Genomic DNA, 19,023 nt, shown 5'->3' with positions numbered 1-19,023 from the left:
TTCCGTTCAGCGGGAGGGAAGTCCGTCGATAGCCAGAAATTAACGTAGCTTCTGGATTTGGCTAAGGTACAGCCGTATTTGTCTGTTTAGGGTTCCGGGGAAGGGATTTTGCATGTCCAGATATACGGCCGCGCCGCGCGCGGTCGGAAGATGGTTGACCGGATTTGTCACTTTCATGTTGGTGCTGTCCGGGTCGGTGCTGGTGCCCACGATGGCGCAGGCCCAGCCGTCCCCGACGTGTGACTCCGGCAGCTGGAGCAACATCCACTGGAGGCCCGGTGCCTCGAACATCAAGGACGGTGTCTTCACCGGAACCACCGGCAGCACCACCGATGTCGAGTGGAACTGGTCGATCCCGAACGGCAAGGCCGAGGGCGAGACCTTCGACCTGGTCCTGCCGAAGGAGCTCAAGGTCTCCAACAAGAACCTCCCGATGAAGGCGTACGCGCCCGACGGCAAGACCGTCGTGGCCAACGGCGTGTGGAGCGCGGACGGCAAGACGCTGACCTTCACCCTCACCGAGTACGCCAACACCCACGCCAACCTCTCCGGCAGCGCCTGGGTGAAGGTCGGCTGGGACAAGTCTCAGGTCAGCGAGATCGTCGGCCAGGAGCAGGACTTCCCGGCCATGGAGTTCGCGGGCTGCGGCACGGGCTCGCTGCCGGGCCACATCAACGCCGGCAAGGATCCGGGCCCGGTCGACCCGAACCCGGGTCCCGGCTCGAACTACTTCAGCTCGTCGAAGCGGGGTGCGTGGGCGGACAGCACCCAGGGCACCTCCTCGCTGAAGGATCAGGTCAACTGGACCGTCCAGGTCGGCACCCAGCGCAACGCCGACTACCCCGGCGCCGAGCTCGTGGTCTCCGACCCGGTACAGCCCGGCTGGACCCCGGTCTGCTCGTCGGTCAAGGTGGTCAGCCGGACCTACGTCCTGGTGGACGGCAAGTACAAGGCGCAGGACACGGTGCTGACCGACCGCGCGGTCGTCGACTGCAGTGGGTCCCAGGTCAAGGTCACCGTCCGCGGCGAGACCGCGGGTGCGCCTGCCCTGGTCCAGCACGAGGGCCTGATCATCACCTACAAGGCGGACCTGACCGAGGACTTCGAGGACTTCCTGCCGCTGACGAACACCGCGGGCGGCTGGGACGGCACCAAGTCCTGGACGGCCACGCTGCGCCAGGACGGCGGCGCCGAGGGCGTCGGCACCCTGTCCGCGACCGTGGGCAACTACGTCTGGTTCGACGCGAACAAGGACGGCCTGCAGGACGGCACCGACGAGCCGCTCGCCGGCGTGAAGCTGCAGGTGTTCAACGAGGACGGCACCCCGGTCACGAAGGACTACCGCGACCAGCCGTACGAGAACACCACCGTCACGAGTGCCACCGGCCTGTACACCTTCACCGGTCTCAAGCCCGGCCAGAAGTACGTCGTCAAGATCGTGCAGGACGATGCGGGCACCAAGGCTGCTCTGAAGGGCCTCGCGCCGACCGCCGAGAACGCCGGCGGCACCGACCTGGACTCGTCCACCTGGGAGGCCACCTCGGTGGTCCTGCCGAAGGCGGGCGACCGCGACCTAACGCTGGACTTCGGTTTCGTCAAGTCCGTCGGTGCGGTCACCGTCGGTGACTACGTCTGGTTCGACGAGAACAAGGACGGCGTCCAGGACCCGACCGAGACCGGGCTGCCCGGCGTCGTGCTCCGGGTCCTCGACGAGAAAGGCGACCCCGTCACCGTCGACTACCAGGGTGACCCCTACACCGGCACCGCCACGACGGACGCCGACGGCAAGTACCTCTTCGAGAACCTGCCCTCCGGGCAGAAGTACACCGTCGAGATCGTCAAGGACGACCCGTCGACCGTGACGGCACTGAAGGGCTTCGAGCCGACGAAGGAGAACGCGGGCGACGACGAGGCGACCGACTCCTCCTCGTGGACCGCCGAGTCGGCGCTCCTGCCGAACTCCGGTGACAAGGACCTGACGCTGGACTTCGGCTTCGTGAAGTCCCTCGGCGCGGTCTCGGTCGGCGACTACGTGTGGTTCGACGAGAACGGTGACGGCCTGCAGGACTCCGAGGAGCCCGGCATCGGCGGCGTCGTGCTCGAGGTGCTCAACGAGGACGGCACGCCCGTCGCGAAGGACTACCTGGGCAAGGACTACACCAACACGGTGACCACCGACGCGGACGGCAAGTACGTCTTCGAGGGTCTGGCCCCGGGCCAGAAGTACGTCGTCAAGATCGTCGAGGACGACCCGTCCACCAAGGAGGCCCTGAAGGGTTTCGAGCCGACGAAGGAGAACGCGGGCGACGACCGCGCGAAGGACTCGTCGCTGTGGACGGAGACCTCGGAGAACCTGCCCGAGGCCGGTGACCAGGACATGACCCTGGACTTCGGCTTCGTCAAGCCTTCGGTTGGCGTGGGGTCCGTCGGCGGCGCGGGTTCGCTCGGCGGCCTGCTGCTCGGTAGCGCGGCGTTGGGCAGCGTCGGACTGGGCGGCCTCCTGCTGGGCAGCTCCGATCTGGGCAGCTCGGACTCGGGCAGTGGGGACTCGGGAAGTGCGGACCTGGGGATCCCGGATTCGGGCAGCGCCGATCTCGGCAGCTCGGACGGCCCGAACGGCTCCCTCGGCTCGACCGGACCGGGTACGCCCGGTACCCCTGGCGGCCCGGGTACTCCCGGTAACCCGGGTACTCCGGCCGGCCCCGGTACGCCCGGCGAACCCGGCACCCCCGGCGGGCCGGGTACCCCCGGCAACCCGGGTACCCCCGGCAACCCGGGTACCCCCGGAACCCCCGGCGGTTCGGGTGAGCAGAACCCCGGAACCTCCGGCGGTGGATCGGGCCAGCAGGGCGGGCTGATCGACGCCGGCCTGGGCGCCGACGGTGACGGCGGCGTCAACGCCGGACTGGTCGCCGGCGGCCTCGCGCTGCTGGTCGCTGCCGGTGGTGTCCTGCTCGTCGCACTGCGGCGTCGCAACCAGGGGAACCACTGAACGGTGAAGTCGCAGAGCACTTGTGACGATCACTGAGGTGTGATCGGGTGGCCCGGGACCGTGTTGCGGTCCCGGGCCACCCGACTGTTCGGCAACTGTATGGGTGAGTGGAGGGTTTCCATCGTGAGCAGGCATGCGGGCGTACGCGATTCGGGCCGCACGGGTTCGATCGTGTTGGTGGTCGTCGCCCTGGTACTGCTCGCCGGTGGTGGTTTTCTCCTCACCCGGGGACTGTCCTCGGGGGATGCAGGGTCGGCGCCGGTGCCGGAGTCGACGTTCGACCTGTCGCTGGATGGGGTGGCGGACCCGGTCGCAGGCGGAGCGCCGGTGATCGGGGCAGCCGGGACGGCACCCACGCCGGGGCCCGCGGCGGCGGATCCGGCGGCCCGGCCGCAGGTGCCGTCCGGGCCGTTGCCGGACAACCACCTGGTGGTCCCGGCGATCGCGACGTCGACCGCGCTGGACCCGCTGGGGCTGGCGGCGGACGGGAGCCTGCTGCTGCCGCGGAACGTCGCCGACGTGACGTACTGGACGGGTTCGGCGCCGATCGACGCCGCCGACGGCGGCATCCTGGTGGCCGGGCACGTGGACAACGCGAACCAGGGCGAGGGAGCGCTGTACTGGATGCACACCCTGTACCCGGGGGACGCGGTCTACCTGACCCGCGACGGGGTGGTCACCCGCTGGAAGGTCGTCCGGATGGAACGTTTCGTCAAGCAGGCCCTGCCGGACTGGGGGTTCCAGGGGGCCGGCGGCCCGCGGGAGCTGCACATCGTGACCTGCGGCGGCGGCGTCGTGCAGGACGCGCAGGGGCGCGGGACCTACCTGGAGAACGTCGTCGTCACCGCGGTGCCGTTCTGACCGGAGGGCATGGCTCCGCGGCGGCGGGGTGGCGCACACTGGTCGGAGCGCGCCACTGACAGTCGTCGGGGAGGATGGGCACATGGCCACGGAGATCCGGTACCGCCTGCCTCAGCGGCGGTTGCTCGTCACCGAGTTGCCGGGCCCGCGGTCACGGGCGCTGACTGCGCGGCGGCGGGCCGCCGTCGCGGCAGGCGTCGGTTCCAGTGTGCCGGTCTACGCGGCCGACGCCGACGGCGGCGTGCTGGTCGACGTCGACGGGAACTCGCTGATCGACCTGGGTTCGGGCATCGCGGTGACCGGCGTCGGCGCAGGCAACCCGGAGGTCGCGCGGGCGGTCTCGGAACAGGTCGGGCACTTCACCCACACCTGCTTCATGGTCGCCCCGTACGAGGGGTACGTGCGGGTGGCGGAGGAACTGGCGGCGCTGACCCCGGGCGACCACGAGAAGCGGTCGGTGCTGTTCAACTCCGGCGCCGAGGCGGTGGAGAACGCGGTCAAGGTCGCCAGGCTGGCCACGGGGCGTGCCGCCGTCGTGGCGTTCGACCACGCCTACCACGGGCGGACCAACCTGACGATGGCGTTGACCGCGAAGTCGATGCCGTACAAGGCGCATTTTGGTCCGTTCGCGCCGGAGGTCTACCGGATGCCGATGTCGTACCCGTACCGGGACGGGCCCGGCCTCACCGGCGAGCAGGCGGCCCGTCGGGTGATCAGCCGGATCGAGAAGCAGATCGGCGCCGACTCGGTCGCGGCGATCGTCCTCGAGCCGATCCAGGGCGAGGGCGGATTCATCGTCCCCGCACCGGGTTTCCTGCCGACGCTGGTCGACTGGGCGCGGGCCACCGGCACGGTGTTCGTCGCGGACGAGGTGCAGACCGGCTTCGCGCGGACCGGCGCCTGGTTCGCCAGCGAGCACGAGGGCATCGTCCCGGACATCGTGGCGACGGCCAAGGGCATCGCGGCGGGCCTGCCGCTGTCCGCGATCACCGGCCGGGCCGAGCTGCTCGACGCCGTGCACCCGGGCGGGCTCGGCGGCACCTACGGCGGCAACCCGGTCGCCTGCGCCGCCGCGCTCGCCACCGTCGACTTCATCCGGGACCACGACCTGCCCGCGCGGGCCCGCCGCATCGAGTCGATCGCGTTGCCACTGTTGCGCGCCCTGGCGGCCGACGTCGACGCGGTCGGCGACGTCCGTGGTCGCGGCGCCATGCTGGCCGTCGAGCTGGTCCGGCCCGGCGGCCGCGAACCGGACCCCGAGCTCACCGCGGCGGTCGCGGCGCGGGCGCTCGAACAGGGCGTCATCGTGCTCACCTGCGGCACCTACGGCAACGTGATCCGGCTGGCGCCGCCGCTGGTGATCGGCGACGACCTGCTCGTCGAGGGACTCGAGGTCCTCGAGGGCGCCATCCGCACGCTCACCGGCAAGGGAAGACCATGACCAGTTTCGATCAGTTCCTGTCCACCGTGCCCACCGGGCTCTGGCTCGACGGGGTTCAGTCCGACGCCGTCGACGGCGGCACCTTCGAGGTCCTGAACCCGGCGACCGGGATACGGCTGACGCAGGTCGCGGACGCCACCGGCAAGGACGCGCTGCGGGCGCTGGACTCCGCGTGCGCCGCCGGGCCGGCGTGGGCGGCCACCGCGCCGCGGCAGCGGGGCGAGATCCTGCGCGCGGCATGGGAACTGGTCACCGCTCGCACCGAGGACCTGGCCCTGCTGATGACCCTCGAGATGGGCAAGGCGCTCGCGGAGAGCCGCAGCGAGGTGGCGTACGGCGCGGAGTTCCTGCGCTGGTTCAGCGAGGAGGCGGTGCGGATCCAGGGCCGCTACACCACCGCGCCGTCGGGCAACGGCCGGATCCTGGTGACCAAGGCGCCGGTCGGGCCGTGCCTGGCCATCACCCCGTGGAACTTCCCGCTCGCGATGGGCACCAGGAAGATCGGGCCCGCGCTCGCCGCCGGCTGCACGATCATCGTCAAGCCGGCGGAGGACACCCCGCTGACCATGCTGCTGCTCGCCGAGATCTTCGCCGAGGCGGGGCTGCCGGCGGGGGTGCTCTCGGTGCTGCCGGCGTCCGACGCCGCGGCCGTGACCGCGCCGCTGTTGGCGGATTCGCGGCTGCGGAAGGTGACGTTCACCGGGTCGACCCGGGTCGGCAGGCTGCTGATCGAGCAGTCCGCGCAGCAGGTGCTGCGCACCTCGATGGAACTCGGCGGCAACGCGCCGTTCGTGGTGTTCGACGACGCGGACGTCGACGCCGCGGTGGACGGCGCGATGGCCGCGAAGATGCGCAACGGCGGCGAGGCCTGCACCGCGGCGAACCGGCTGATCGTCGCGAACCCGGTGCGCGAGGAGTTCACCGCCAAGCTCACCGAGCGGATCGCCGCGCTGACCGTCGGCCCCGGCTACCGGGACGGCACCGCGATCGGCCCGCTGATCAACGAGAAGCAGCGGGGCAACGTGGCCGCGCTGGTGGACGACGCCGTCGCTGCCGGGGCGCGGGTGCGCACCGGGGGAGCGGTGGTCGAGGGGCCGGGGTTCTTCTACCGGCCGACGGTGCTCGACAACGTGCCCGCCGACGCGCGGATCGTCGCCGAGGAGATCTTCGGCCCGGTCGCCGCGATCACCGGCTTCGACACCGAGGAGCAGGCGATCGCCGCGGCGAACTCCACCGAATTCGGTTTGGCCGCATACATCTACACGCAGGGTCTGGAGCGGGCGCTGCGCGTCGCGGACGCGCTCGAGTCGGGGATGGTGGGCGTCAACCGCGGGGTGATCTCCGATCCGGCGGCCCCGTTCGGCGGCGTCAAGGCGTCCGGGCTCGGCAGCGAGGGCGGCACCGAGGGGATCGAGGAGTACCTCGACACCAAGTACATCGCCCTGCCGATGTGACGTGGAAGGGTCGCGGACGCACGTCCGCGGCCCCTCGTCGGCCTGCCTGGTCAAGCATCGTCGAGTGGCTCGTCGTTCACAGCGGGCAGGTGGAGCTGACCCTGACGGCAAATTGCATCGGTTACGGCGCGGTGTCGTCGTCCGCCGCGGCCTCGCGCCCCAGTAGCCGGTCGACGACCTTCCGGTGCAGCTCGGGCTCGGGCTGCGGCAGGCCCATCAGGGCGGCGAGGTAGATGCCGTCGCCGGCGAGCCGGACGATCTCGGCCTGGACCGGGTCGTCGATCTCCGCGCGCAGGCCCGTGTCCCAGGCGCGCATCACCTCGGTGACGGCCTGCTGGATCTCGCCCTCGCCGTCGACGCTGCGCAGCGCCGCGATGGTGGACTGGAACAGGGCCAGTTCGTTGGTGCTGCCGGCGTCCATCGTCTGCAGGTACCACTCGGCCACCGAGCGGCCGGACTCGGCGAGCTGCTGGTCGGACCGCTCGCCGAGGCGCCGGACCATGCCCGCGATCAGGGCGTCCTTGCTGCGGAAGTGGTAGAGCAGTCCGCCCTTGGAGACGCTGGCCGCGGCCGCGACCGCCTCGAGGGTGATGTGCGACAACCCGCGGTCGAGCAGCAGCTTCTCGAGCGCGTCGAGGATGCGGTCGCGGGTGCTGGGGGCGGCGGGATCGGCGGCTTCTGTCACGAACATCACTGTACCGGCTGGACGGTTCACTGTTAACCTGGGTGGGCAACTGTACCGGCTGGACGGTTAAGTCTGTCCCGGTCGTGGTTCACCACATCCGCTACTTTCATCCCCTGGGAGAAATCGTGTCTGTCCGGACGGACAACCGCCCGCAAGCCAACCCGCTCGACGTGCGGGCCACCGCGCGCGACTGGGTCGGCCTCGTCGTGCTCGCGTTCGCGGTGCTGTTGATCTCGGTTGACGCCACGGTGCTGGACCTGGCGCTGCCGTTCATCAGCGCCGACCTCGCGCCGACCGGCAACGAGCTGCTCTGGATCATCGACGTCTACTCCTTCGTCCTGGCCGGCCTCCTGATCACCATGGGCACCCTCGGCGACCGGATCGGGCGCCGTCGCCTGCTGCTGATCGGCGCCGCCGGATTCGGCGTCGCCTCGCTGGTCGCGGCCTGGTCGGTGAGCCCGGAGATGCTGATCGCGGCGCGGGTGCTGCAGGGCATCTCCGGCGCCACCCTGATGCCGGCCACCCTCGGCCTGATCCGCACCATGTTCGTCAACCCGCGTCAGCGCACCACTGCCATCGCGGTGTGGGGCGCGATGGCCAGCGGCGGCGCGGCGGCAGGACCGCTGGTGGGCGGCTGGCTGCTCGAGCACTTCTGGTGGGGTTCGGTGTTCCTGATCAACATCCCGGTGATGCTGGCCCTGATCGTGCTGGGGCCGATCGTGATTCCCGAGTCGAAGGACCCGAACCCGGGCCGTTTCGACCTGCCCAGCGCGGGCCTGTCGATCCTGACCCTGATCCCGCTGGTCTACGCGATCAAGGAGACCGTCGTGCACGGGCCGAGCGTGACGCTCGCCGTGGTCGCCCTCGTCGGCATTGCCGCCGGGTTCGCCTTCGTGCACCGTCAGAAGGTGCTCGCGGACCCGATGGTGGACCTGAGCCTGTTCGCCCGGCCCGCCTTCTCCACGGCGGTGCTGACCAACCTGCTCTCGATCTTCGCGCTGGCGGGCGTGCTGTTCTTCGGTTCGCAGTACCTGCAGCTGGTGCTCGGCAACTCGCCGCTGCAGGCCGGTCTGCTGATGCTGCCCGGAACCGCGATGAGCATGGTGTTTGCCCTGCTGGCGGCGTGGTTCGTCCGGCGTTGGCAGCCGGGCACGGTGCTGGGGTTCGGCATGGTGCTCGCCGCGCTCGGCGCCGCGATCCTGGCGTTCCTGCGGGTCGACGGCGGTGCCGGCCTGTTCGTCCTCGGCTTCATGCTGGCGGGCGCAGGTGTCGGCATGGCGCTGACGCTCACCTCCGACCTGGTGGTCAGCTCGGTCGAGCCGGAGCGGGCCGGGGCCGCCTCGGCGGTGTCCGAGACCGCCTACGAGCTGGGTGTCGCGCTGGGTGTCGCCGTCCTGGGCAGTGTCGTGATGGCCATCTACCGGCGCGGGCTCGACGTGTCCGCGCTGAGTGCGGAGGCGGGCGACGCGGCCCACGACACCCTCGGCGGTGCGGTGGCTTACGCGCAGTCGGTCCCGTCGGAGGTCGGTGCGCAGGTCCTGGGCGCGGCGCAGTCCGCGTTCGTCGACGGCATGCACGTCGCGGCCGTCGCGACCGCGGTGGTGCTGCTCGCCAACGCGGCACTGGTGTTCCGGATGATGCGCTCGCGCTAGCCCTCGCCGCAGTCACCGAGAGGAGGGGCGCACCCGCCGATCGCGGGTGCGCCCCTTCTCCTGTGTCCAGCCGGTCGTCAGGCTTGCGCGCCGCCGATGCTGTCGGTGAGCGATGCCGACCCGCTCATGACGTCTCCCGCGCCGCTGAGCAGTGCGCCGAAGTCGCCGAGGGCGCTGAGCAGGCTGATGAACTGATCGAACTCCATTGTTGGCCTTTCCGCATGGTGGTGCTGATGGAGCGGGGCCGGAGTGCTTCCCGCCCCGCAGTGCAGACACTAAATGGAAATGACAATCAATAACAAGTAGTCGAGGGTGCATGCATCGACCGGGCGGGGCCGCCGGTCGCCGCGTCAGTTCCACTCGACGCGGGACGCGTCGGACGCACTGGCGCGGCCCGTGTCGAGGATCGCGAACGAGTGGCCGGGGAGCACGGTCGCCGCGCCGGTCGGGTCCTGGGTCGGCGGCTCCCACCACAGCAACGGGCGGCCGCCGACCGGGACGGTCACCGGGTCCGGTCCGAGGTTGCACGCCACGTGCAGGTCACCGCGGTGCAGCACGATCCAGCGCCGCTCCTCGTCGTACTCGACGGACAGGTGCTCGAGCCACGGGTCGGTGAGTTCGGTTCGCCGGCTTCGCAGTTCGATCAGCCCGCGGTAGCAGTCGAGCAGCTCCGCATGGTGGTCGACGGTGCGCTCGTCCCAGTTCAGCTTCGACCGCAGGAACGTCGCGGGGTCCTGCGGGTCCGGCACGTCGGCTCGGTCCCAGCCGTGCTGGGCGAACTCGCCTGTCCGGCCCGCCGCGACGGCGCGGGCCAGTTCCGGTTCCGGGTGCGAGGTGAAGAACTGGAACGGGCTCGATGCGCCCCACTCCTCGCCCATGAACAGCATTGGGGTGTACGGCGAGCCCAGGACCAGCGCCGCCTTGACGGCGAGCTGGCCGGGGGAGAGGTAGTGCCCCGGCCGGTCGCCGACGGCCCGGTTGCCGACCTGGTCGTGAGTGCAGGTGTACGCGAGGAGCGCGCTGGCCGGGGTGCGGCGGATGTCGAGCGGTCGCCCGTGCAGCCGTCCCCGGAAGCTGGAGTAGGTGCCGGAGTGGAAGAAGCCCTGCCGCAACGTGTTCGCCAGCCCCTGCAGCGAACCGAAGTCGCCGTAGTAGCCCTGCCGCTCCCCGGAGACGGCGGCGTGCACGGCGTGGTGGATGTCGTCGTTCCACTGGGCGTCGAGGCCGTAGCCGCCGCCGGAGCGGGCGGTGACCAGGACGGGGTCGTTGAGGTCGCTCTCCGCGATCAGTGTCAGCGGCCGTCGCAGGTGCGCCGACAGCGTGTGGGTCTCGACGGACAGCTGCTCGAGCAGGTGCGTCGCGGTGCGGTCCTCGAGCGCGTGCACCGCGTCGAGCCGCAGGCCGTCGAGGTGGAACTCGTGCATCCAGCGCAGCGCGTTGTCGATGATGTAGCGACGCACCTCGTCGGACGACGGGCCGTCGATGTTCACCGCGCGCCCCCACGGGTTGGCGCTCTCCGACAGGTACGGGCCGAACCGGTCGAGGTAGTTGCCGGAGGGGCCGAGGTGGTTGTAGACGACGTCGAGGAGCACGCCGAGCCCGCGGCGGTGGCACGCGTCGACGAGGTGCCGCAGCCCGTCCGGTCCGCCGTAGGCCTCGTGCACCGCGTACCAGAGGACGCCGTCGTACCCCCAGTTGTGCTCGCCGTTGAAGGCGTTGACCGGCATCAGCTGCACGAACCCGACGCCGAGGTCCACCAGGTGGTCCAGCCGATCGACGGCGGCGTCGAAGGTGCCCTCCGGGGTGAAGGTGCCCACGTGCAGTTCGTAGACGACGCTGCCGGCGAGCTGCCGTCCGGTCCAGTCCCGGTCGGTCCACGCGTCGGGGTCGACGGTGTCCAGCTGGGAGGGTGCGTGCACCCCGTCCGGCTGGCGCGGCGAGCGCGGGTCGGGCAGCACGATGGCGTCGTCGTCGTCGAGTACGAAGCCGTACCGACTGCCGGGCTCGATGGGGACTCTCGCGCGCCACCAGCCGGCGTCGTCGCGGGTCATGGGGTGCAGGATGCCGTCCAGATGCAGCCGTACCCGGTTCGGGAGCGGCGCCCAGACCTCGAATTCGTGCACGGAAGTCATTACTTCAGCATGCCCCACCTCGTCGCCGGTTGTCGGGTGGCGCCGTCGCCGGCCGTCGGGTGGTCCGGGTCGCCACGGCAAGCCGTCCGCGGGTCCGAGTTGACAGGTCAAGGGACAGTAAAGAACTATTCGAAGCCTAGGCTGCCCTCAGGAAGCCTAGGCTGCCCTGAGTTCGGGTGGTCCGACCGAATGGATTCCGATCCACCCAAGGAGTGCCCTGCTGTGCGATTTCGTTCCGCGTCGATAGCGTCGCTGCTGGTCAGCCTGGCTCTCGTGGGCGGGTTGACCGGGTGCAGCACTGAGGCTCCGGGCTCCGTGGAGCCGGCAGCGACGTCCGGGAATGCCGCTCCGGCGGTGGACGCCGACAAGCGCGACGCCGCACTCGCGCAGTTCCCCGCGACCCCACCGGCCACGGTCGTCGCGGCCTCGGTTCCCCTGGCAGAAGTGCTCACCCTGCTGGGCGTGCCGGTTGCAGGCGTCCCGTCCACGACGACGCAGCAGCTCCCCTCGGCACTGGACGACGTGCCCCGCATCGGCTCGACGATGGCGCCCGACGCGGAGAAGATCGTCGCGCTCGCCCCCGACCTGGTGATCGCGGCCGAGACCTCACGCAGCACGGTGGAGGCCACGTTGGCATCCACCGCGACACCGGCGGCCTTCCTCGCCACCGACAGCTTCGGTGATCTCGCCTTGGCCGTCGAGGTGTTGGGTGCGGCCTTCGACCGCGAAGACCGGGCCGGCGAAATCCTCGGCACCATGACGGCGCACGAGTCGACTCTCGCCGACGCAGGCGCATCCACCGATGCGCCGAAGGTCCTGGTCCTGATCGGTGCCACGGATTCGTTCATGGTGATGAACAACGACTCCTTCCTGGGGAGCCTCATCGACCTGTCCGGGGCCGACAACGTCGCGGTCTCGGCGCTCGGGGCGAAGGAGACCTACAGCGCGGTGAATCTGGAGAACATCATCGCGGCGGCCCCGGACGTGGTGTTGGTGCTGCAGTCGGGCGACGTCGCCGAGGGACAGGCGGCCTTCGATGCCGAGGTCGGGAAGAACGCTGCATGGAAGAGCCTGCCCGCGTACGCGAACGACCGCATTCACGTGCTGGACTATGCGAGCTTCGGCTACACCTCGGTCGGCCGGCTCGATCAGGCCGTCCCCGCCCTCGCGGGCGTGCTCTTCCCGTGAGTTCCCCCTCGGCGCCCACTCGTGATCGGGCGAAGTGGGCCCTCCCCACCGCATGGACCCTGCTCGCGGTGGTTGCGGTGGTCAGCCTCGGACTCGGCAGCGTGCACATCTCCCCGGCGGAGATCATCGCACTCCTGACGGGCCGCTCCGAGGGTGGCGCCCTCGGCACGATCCTGTGGGACGTGCGGTTGCCGCGCGTGCTGCTTGCACTCCTGGTCGGAGCGAGCATCGCGGTCTCGGGTGCGCTGTTGCAGACCGTGATGGGCAATCCGCTGGCCGACCCCGGGCTGACCGGGGTCACCAGCGGCGCCGCCGCGCTCGTCCTGGTGATCCTGCTGGCGGCGCCCAGCTACCACTCGATGATTCCCGTCGCCGCCTTCGTCGGTGGCGTGATCGCCGCGACGATCGTCTACGCGCTGGCCTGGCGCCGCGAGGGAATCAAACCGCTGAACATCATCCTGGCGGGCGTCGCGGTCAACGCCCTCGCGGGCGCGTTCATCGCCTTTCTCTCGCTGCGCTACAGCGATCGACTCCCCGCAGCCATCCAGTGGATGAACGGCAGCCTCGCCGCGAAAGGTATGAACTCGGTCTGGATGATCCTGCCCTACACCGTCGTCGGGCTGCTGGTCTCCCTCCTGTGCATCCGCTCGGCCAACGTCATGCGACTGGGTGACGACGTCGCCCGCAACCTCGGCGAGGGAGTGAACCTCACCCGCATCCTGCTGTCGCTGGTGGCGGTCTTCCTCGCCGCGATCGCGGTGGCGGCCGTCGGGATCATCGGCTTCGTGGGCCTGGTCGTACCGCACATCGCCCGCATGATCGTCGGATCGAACCACGCGGTGCTCATCCCGATGAGCACCGCGGTCGGCGCCCTCCTGGTGCTCCTGTCGGACACGATGGGGCGGACGATCTTCAGTCCCACCGAGATTCCCGCAGGCATCATCATGGCGGCGATCGGCGCCCCGTACTTCCTCTACCTCATGCGGCGACAGGGAGTGCAGTGATGTTGTTCGAAGCCCGCGACGTGAGCGTCTCCTACGGCGACAACCACGTGGTCCAGAACGTGTCGATCACGGTGGGTGCGAACGAGATCGTCACCCTCATCGGTCCGAACGGCTCCGGAAAGTCCACCGTCATGAAGGCGTTGAGCGGGCAACTCTCGCCTCGTTCCGGGACCGTGCAACTCGAGGGTTCCGACCTGTCGTCGTGGCCGCCGAGGCGGCGCGCGCAGGCGATCGGGATGCTCAACCAGAAGAACACGGCGCCGACGGACATGACGGTGCGCGAGCTGGTCGGCTACGGACGGCACCCGCACCACCGCTGGTACGAGCGAACCACCCCCGACGACAACGAGGCCGTCGAGTGGGCGATCGCCCACACCGAGCTCGCGGCGATGGCGCAGCGACCGGTGTCGCAGCTCTCCGGCGGCGAGGCGCAGCGGGCGTGGCTCGCCATGGTCCTCGCCCAACGCCCCCGGGTGCTGCTCCTCGACGAGCCGACGACGTACCTCGACATCGCGCACCAGCACGAGGTGCTCGAGGTGGTCACGTCGCTGAACCGCACGCTGGGAATCGCGGTACTGATGGTGCTGCACGACCTCAATCAGGCGTCGACGTTCAGTGACCGCATCGTCGCGCTCGCCTCGGGGCGGGTCGTCGCCGAGGGCGCTCCTCGCGAGGTCCTGACCGCGAACCTGATTCGTGAGGTGTACGGGATGGAAGCCGAGGTGGAGGAGCATCCCGTCACCACGCGGCCCAGAATTCACCTCGTGCGCAGGCAATGGAACATGCCCGTTTCCGATGACCGTCGACCGGTCGAGGTTCCGACCCGCGAACCCGCCGCCGCTGTACCCACATCCGAGGAGAACTGATGCTGACCGATACGCAACACGCCAAGGCACTCGACGACTACCGCGCCTTTCTTGCCGAACGCAAGACCGTCGTCATCGCGACCCCGGACCAGAACGGCGACCCGTTCCTGTCGATCGCGCCCTTCGTCGTGCACGACGGTGCGCTCTACGTCTACGTGAGCGAGATCGCGGAACACTACGCCTACCTGCGGGACGCCCAGAGCGTCCGCGTCATGATTCACGGCGACGAGGCGACGTCCGCCAACATCTTCGGTGTCGAGCGGGCCAGCTTCGTCTGCACCGCCGAGCAGACCACGGACGACGGACACGACGGCGTGTTCGAGAAGTTCGCCGAACGCACGAACGCCAAACTGGTCGACCTTCTCCGCGGCCTCGACTTCCACTTGTTCCGCCTGACCCCGCAGGCAGGCCGCTACGTCGTCGGTTTCGGGAAGGCCTTCGAGGTCAGCTTCGACGGCAGTCGTTTCGACCACGTCGTCATTGACAAGAAGCCGGCCGCCGCGGCAGGAAACTGACACAGTCTCGAACCAGAACCCGCTCGCAGGCGACTGGACGGTCGGTAGGGTGGCGCGGTGCCATTGAATCCTGACCTCCAGGGTCGCGTCTTCCCGGCGACCGCCCCGTACCTCGTCGGCCGGGAGAAGATCCGCGAGTTCGCCCGCGCGGTCTTCGCCACCAGCCCGACCAACGTCGACGTCGACGCGGCCCGCGCCGCCGGCCACGCCGACCTCGTCGCGCCGCCGACCTTCACCGTGGTGATCCAGGAGCGGGCCCTGGCCCAGCTGGTCGCGGCGCCCAACACCGGGTTGGATCCCACCCGCGTGGTGCACGCCACCGAGAAGGCGGTCTTCAGCCGGCCGATCGTGGCGGGGGACGAGCTCACCGCCGTGCTGACCATCACCTCGGTCACCGAGCGGGCCGGCAACGCGATCCTCGGCATCGACAGCGACATCCGCGACAGCGCGGGCGGCCACGTCGCGACCATCACCTCCACCATTCTCACCCGAGGAGACGACGCATGACCGGCCCGACTCTCGGCACGCTCACCCTCGGCGACGTCGTCGCGAAGGCCGCCCACACGCTGACCCGGGACACCCTGGTGCGGTACGCGGGCGCCTCCGGCGACTTCAACCCGATCCACTACCGCGACGACATCGCCGCGGAGGCAGGCCTGCCCGGCGTCCTCGCGCACGGCATGCTGACCACCGGGCTGGGGCTGCAGTGCGTGGTCGACTGGCTCGGCGACTCGGCGCGGATCGTCAGCTACGAGACCCGGTTCACCCGCCCCGTCGTCGTGGACCCGAAGACCGGCGCGAACATCGAGATCAGCGCCAAGGTCGGACGCGTCGACCCCGACGCCGGCACCGCCCGGATCGACCTCTCGGTGACCTGTGCGGGCCAGACCGTGCTGGGCAAGACCCAGGTGATCGTCGCGCTCGACAGCTGACACCCGAAGACGACGGCGGGCGCACACCGATTCCGGTGTGCGCCCGCCGTCGTGAGGAACTTCGGTCAGCGCGCGGCGTTGCCCAGGTCGATCGGCATGTTGATGCCGGTGATGTGGTGCGCCTCGTCCGAGGACAGGAACGCGACCACGTTCGCGACGTCCTCGGGCTCGCTGAAGCCGTAGGGCAGCGACGCCATGAAGGTCGGGGCGAGGGTGTCGGCGAACTGGCCCATCAGCGGGACCACATCGTGCATGATCATGCCGGTGTTGACGCCGTACGGGTGCACGCTGTTGACGCGGATCTTGTGCATGCCCAGCTCGTTGGCCATGGTCCGGGTCAGGCCCGCGACGCCGGCCTTGCTGGCCACGTAGTGACCGAAGAACGAGGCGCCGGTGAGCGCGGAGACCGAGCTGGTGATGACGATGGAACCGCCCTCGCCCTGCTCGATCAGCTTCGGGATGGCGGCCTTGCAGGTGAAGAAGACGCCCGTCAGGTTGACGTCGATGGTCTCGCGCCACTGCTCCGGGGTGATCTCCCAGGACAGGTTGGCCGAACAGATGCCCGCGTTCGCGACCACGTAGTCGAGCCGGCCGAAGGCCTCGACGCCGGCGTCCAGCGCGGCGGAGACGGCGTCGAAGTCCCGCACGTCGGCCTTGGTGGCGACGATCTTGCGGCCCTGCTCCTCGACGAGGCGCACCGTCTCGGCGAGATCCTCCTCGGTGGCGCCCTCGTAGGCGGTGGAGTCGAGCTTCTTGCACACGTCGAGCGCGATGATGTCCGCACCCTCGGAGGCGAACTTGACCGCCTCGGCCCTGCCCTGACCGCGCGCCGCGCCGGTGATGAATGCGACCTTGCCCTCGAACCGATTCGCCATTGCCGGGTCCTCCAGAATTCGCTAGTGGTTGTGTCCCCCGTCACGATAGGCGGGCCGCCGGCGGTGCCCGCACGGCGGTCCCGTCCAGCGGAACGCTTCAGTCCCGGGCGAGCAGGGCCACGGGCAGGCCGCCGAGGACCCGGCGCACCGCCACTTCTCCGGTGAACCGCGCGCCGGTCACCCGGTCGGACCAGGTACCCGGTGGCAGCCGCAGTGTGGTCTCGCGCCAACCGTTCTCGCCGAGGCGGACGCTCAACCGGGTCGCCAGCGCGAGCACGTCCTCGCCCCGTGCAAAGCCCACCAGGTGTTCGGCCGCGGTCCCGTGCGCCCGCACCGGTGCGTAGGCGCCGCCGACGAAGCTGGCCGGGCGCTCGCGGCGCAGCCGCAGCGCCGCCCGCGTCACCGCCAGCTTCGCGGCGCCGGGGTCGACGACGCCCGACGGCGGTGCGGGCACCGGCCCGGCGGACAGCGCGCGGCGGACATCGAAGTCGACGAGCCGACGGTTGTCGGGGTCCACCAGCGAGTCCTCCCACAACTCGGTGCCCTGGTACACGTCGGGAATGCCGGGGCCGGTGAGCTGCAACAGTTTCTGCCCGAGCGCGACCACCCGGCCGTGCGGCGCCGCCGCCCGCACCCAGTCGGACATCGACGCCGCGACCGGGCCGTCGAACACCGCCGCGAGCCAGTCGTGCACCCTCCTCTCGTAGCCGGCGTCGACGCGGTCCCAGCCGGTGAACAGGCCGGCCTCGCGGATCGCCTTGTGCGCGTAGGCGTGCAGCCGCTCGCGCAGCGCCTGCTCGACCGGCCCGTCCGCCGGCCACACCCCGAAGATGTTCTGCCACAGGAACAGCCCCGTCACGCCGTCCGGGCTGGGGGTGGTCCGTTCCCACTCGCGCACGCGCCGCGACCACTGCCCGGCCAGCTCGGAGAGCACCCCGATCCGGGCGCGGACGTCCTCGCCGCGTTTGGTGTCGTGGGTGGACAGCGTGGTCATCGTCGCAGGCCACCGCCGCGCCCGCCGCGACTGCGCGGCGTGGAACTGACCGGGGGACAGCGCGAACCGGCCCGGGTCGCCGCCCACCTCCTGCAGCGAGATCAGCCGGGCGGTGCGGTAGAACAGTCGGTCCTCCACCGCCTTGGCGGTCGCCGCCCCGCACACCTGCTGCAGCCGGGCCGCCGCCTCCGCGCCGGCGGCGACGGCCGCGGCGAGGGCGCCCAGTGCCGGTGCCAGCTCCGGCCGGGCGCCCGCGACGGCGGTCAGATGCGCGGCCAGCAGCCCCGCGTTGGGTCCGGTGTCGGTGCGGTACACCGGGATCGCCGCGAGCGCCGCGACCGTCGCCTCGGTCAGCTGTGCCGGATCGACGTCGGTGGCGGCGTCCCGGCCGACGGCGGCGACCAGGCGGCGCACCTCCGGGTCCAGCGGTCCGCGCAGCACCTCGAGCTTGAGCGCGTGTTCGGCCTCGCGCAGCCACGCGGCGTCGCCGGGGTTGCCTGCCAACGCGTCGTGCAGGGCGGTCAGCTCGGACGCCCCGTCCGGGTCCAGGAACACCCCGCCGAACTCGGCGAGCGCGTCGTACCCGGTGGTGCCGTCGACGGGCAGTGCGGGGTCGAGTTCCTCACCGGCGGTGAGGATTTTCTCGATCACCAGCCACCGGTCCGGGCCCAGCAGGGCGCGCAGCGAAGCGAGGTAGCCGGCCGGGTCGGTCAGGCCGTCCGGGTGGTCGACCCGGACCCCGTCGACCAGGTCGCCTGCGAACCAGGACGCCGGCTCTCGGTGGGTGGCCGCGAACACGTCCGGGCGCTCCTGCGCCAGCGCGGCGAGGGAGTCGACGGTGAAGAACCGCCGGTAGCCGACCCGCCCGCTGCGCCAGTCCACCAGCTCGTAGGCCTGCCGGGCGTGCACCGCCGCGGGGTCGGCGCCCTCGGTGCCTGCCGCGATCGGGAACCGCTTGTCGTGATAGCAGAGCATCGGTACGCCGCCCTCGGACTCGATCCGCAGGGCCGCCGGTCCGTCGTCGCCGAGCACGGGCAGCGCGATCCGCCCCGCCGCCCAGTCGACGTCGAAGTAGGACGCGTACTCGGAGTCCCGGCCGCGGGCGAGCAGGTCCCACCACCAGTGGTTCTGGCGCGGGTCGGCGACGCCCACGTGGTTCGGCACCAGGTCCGCGATCACGCCCATGCCGCGTCGTCGCAGCTCGGCGACCAGGGCCGCCAAGGCCTCCCGGCCGCCGAGCGCCGCGGACACGGTGGTCGGGTCGGTGACGTCGTAGCCGTGGGTGGACCCGTCGGCGGCGGTCAGCACGGGGGAGAGGTAGAGGTGCGAGACGCCGAGGTCGTCGAGGTAGTCGACGAGCCCGAGCGCGTCGGCCAGGGTGAACGCGTCGCCGCGCAGCTGCAACCGGTAGGTCCCGGTGACCGCCCGCATC

General features: G+C 70.6%; 16 protein-coding genes. 11 read left to right on the top strand and 5 right to left on the bottom strand.

Annotated elements, in window-relative coordinates; genetic code table 11:
• The first annotated feature begins 112 nt into the window (after positions 1–112).
• From ACFO6S_RS00245 to ACFO6S_RS00230, 4 genes are all read left to right on the top strand, one after another.
• On the top strand, positions 113–2,992 hold the full coding sequence (locus ACFO6S_RS00245; RefSeq protein WP_378413029.1) for an SdrD B-like domain-containing protein: 2,880 nt from the start codon (positions 113–115) through the stop codon (positions 2,990–2,992).
• A gap of 123 nt (positions 2,993–3,115) precedes the next feature.
• Positions 3,116–3,853: a class F sortase gene (locus ACFO6S_RS00240; protein ID WP_378413027.1), complete on the top strand. Its 738-nt coding sequence runs from the start codon at positions 3,116–3,118 to the stop codon at positions 3,851–3,853.
• Between the two features lie 82 nt (positions 3,854–3,935).
• Entirely contained in the window at positions 3,936–5,294 is a 1,359-nt protein-coding gene (gabT, locus tag ACFO6S_RS00235) for a 4-aminobutyrate--2-oxoglutarate transaminase (protein WP_378413025.1), read from the top strand.
• On the top strand, positions 5,291–6,748 hold the full coding sequence (locus tag ACFO6S_RS00230) for an NAD-dependent succinate-semialdehyde dehydrogenase (RefSeq protein WP_378413023.1): 1,458 nt from the start codon (positions 5,291–5,293) through the stop codon (positions 6,746–6,748). Before gabT ends, ACFO6S_RS00230 begins: the two co-directional genes overlap by 4 nt.
• A gap of 121 nt (positions 6,749–6,869) precedes the next feature.
• Here ACFO6S_RS00230 and ACFO6S_RS00225 read toward each other — a convergent pair whose 3' ends face one another.
• Complete coding sequence (locus ACFO6S_RS00225; RefSeq protein ID WP_378413021.1) at positions 6,870–7,439, bottom strand: TetR family transcriptional regulator; 570 nt, start codon at positions 7,437–7,439, stop codon at positions 6,870–6,872.
• A gap of 119 nt (positions 7,440–7,558) precedes the next feature.
• Between ACFO6S_RS00225 and ACFO6S_RS00220 the strand changes: the two genes are divergently transcribed.
• Entirely contained in the window at positions 7,559–9,085 is a 1,527-nt protein-coding gene (locus ACFO6S_RS00220; protein ID WP_378413019.1) for an MFS transporter, read from the top strand.
• A 77-nt stretch (positions 9,086–9,162) separates the two neighbouring features.
• Here the strand turns inward: ACFO6S_RS00220 and ACFO6S_RS00215 are convergent, their stop codons facing one another.
• Together ACFO6S_RS00215 and treZ are read right to left on the bottom strand one after the other, a co-directional pair.
• Entirely contained in the window at positions 9,163–9,291 is a 129-nt protein-coding gene (locus ACFO6S_RS00215; RefSeq protein WP_378413017.1) for a hypothetical protein, read from the bottom strand.
• Positions 9,292–9,435: 144 nt separating this feature from the next.
• Positions 9,436–11,208: a malto-oligosyltrehalose trehalohydrolase gene (gene treZ, locus ACFO6S_RS00210; RefSeq protein WP_378414010.1), complete on the bottom strand. Its 1,773-nt coding sequence runs from the start codon at positions 11,206–11,208 to the stop codon at positions 9,436–9,438.
• 363 nt (positions 11,209–11,571) lie between these two features.
• Here treZ and ACFO6S_RS00205 point away from each other — a divergent pair, with 363 nt between their 5' ends.
• The 6 genes from ACFO6S_RS00205 to ACFO6S_RS00180 are packed head-to-tail and all read left to right on the top strand — an operon-like array spanning position 11,572 to position 15,722.
• Positions 11,572–12,405, top strand: a complete 834-nt coding sequence (locus tag ACFO6S_RS00205) for an ABC transporter substrate-binding protein (protein WP_378413015.1) — start codon at positions 11,572–11,574, stop codon at positions 12,403–12,405.
• Positions 12,402–13,409 carry a FecCD family ABC transporter permease gene (locus ACFO6S_RS00200; protein ID WP_378413014.1) on the top strand — a complete coding sequence of 336 codons (1,008 nt, stop codon included), beginning with the start codon at positions 12,402–12,404 and terminating at the stop codon, positions 13,407–13,409. Before ACFO6S_RS00205 ends, ACFO6S_RS00200 begins: the two co-directional genes overlap by 4 nt.
• Positions 13,409–14,275 carry a heme ABC transporter ATP-binding protein gene (locus ACFO6S_RS00195; RefSeq protein WP_378413012.1) on the top strand — a complete coding sequence of 289 codons (867 nt, stop codon included), beginning with the start codon at positions 13,409–13,411 and terminating at the stop codon, positions 14,273–14,275. The genes ACFO6S_RS00200 and ACFO6S_RS00195 overlap by 1 nt, the downstream gene beginning before the upstream one ends.
• Positions 14,275–14,790 (top strand): HugZ family pyridoxamine 5'-phosphate oxidase, encoded by a 516-nt coding sequence (locus ACFO6S_RS00190; RefSeq protein ID WP_378413010.1) that lies wholly within the window; start codon positions 14,275–14,277, stop codon positions 14,788–14,790. Before ACFO6S_RS00195 ends, ACFO6S_RS00190 begins: the two co-directional genes overlap by 1 nt.
• Positions 14,791–14,847: 57 nt before the next feature.
• The gene (locus tag ACFO6S_RS00185) at positions 14,848–15,297 is read left to right on the top strand and encodes an FAS1-like dehydratase domain-containing protein (RefSeq protein ID WP_378413008.1); all 450 of its coding nucleotides are present in this window, start codon (positions 14,848–14,850) and stop codon (positions 15,295–15,297) included.
• The gene (locus tag ACFO6S_RS00180; protein ID WP_378413006.1) at positions 15,294–15,722 is read left to right on the top strand and encodes a MaoC/PaaZ C-terminal domain-containing protein; all 429 of its coding nucleotides are present in this window, start codon (positions 15,294–15,296) and stop codon (positions 15,720–15,722) included. The genes ACFO6S_RS00185 and ACFO6S_RS00180 overlap by 4 nt, the downstream gene beginning before the upstream one ends.
• A gap of 65 nt (positions 15,723–15,787) precedes the next feature.
• Here the strand turns inward: ACFO6S_RS00180 and ACFO6S_RS00175 are convergent, their stop codons facing one another.
• Positions 15,788–16,597 (bottom strand): mycofactocin-coupled SDR family oxidoreductase, encoded by an 810-nt coding sequence (locus ACFO6S_RS00175; protein WP_378413004.1) that lies wholly within the window; start codon positions 16,595–16,597, stop codon positions 15,788–15,790.
• Positions 16,598–16,694: 97 nt separating this feature from the next.
• Positions 16,695–19,022: a malto-oligosyltrehalose synthase gene (gene treY / locus ACFO6S_RS00170; protein WP_378413002.1), complete on the bottom strand. Its 2,328-nt coding sequence runs from the start codon at positions 19,020–19,022 to the stop codon at positions 16,695–16,697.
• Position 19,023 lies beyond the last annotated feature (1 nt).

The organism is Rhodococcus kronopolitis (assembly GCF_042654025.1).
Classification (GTDB): domain Bacteria; phylum Actinomycetota; class Actinomycetes; order Mycobacteriales; family Mycobacteriaceae; genus Rhodococcus_G; species Rhodococcus_G kronopolitis.
The sequence above is the reverse complement of the archived record's forward strand: the minus strand, read 5'-3'. Positions and strand labels throughout refer to the sequence as shown.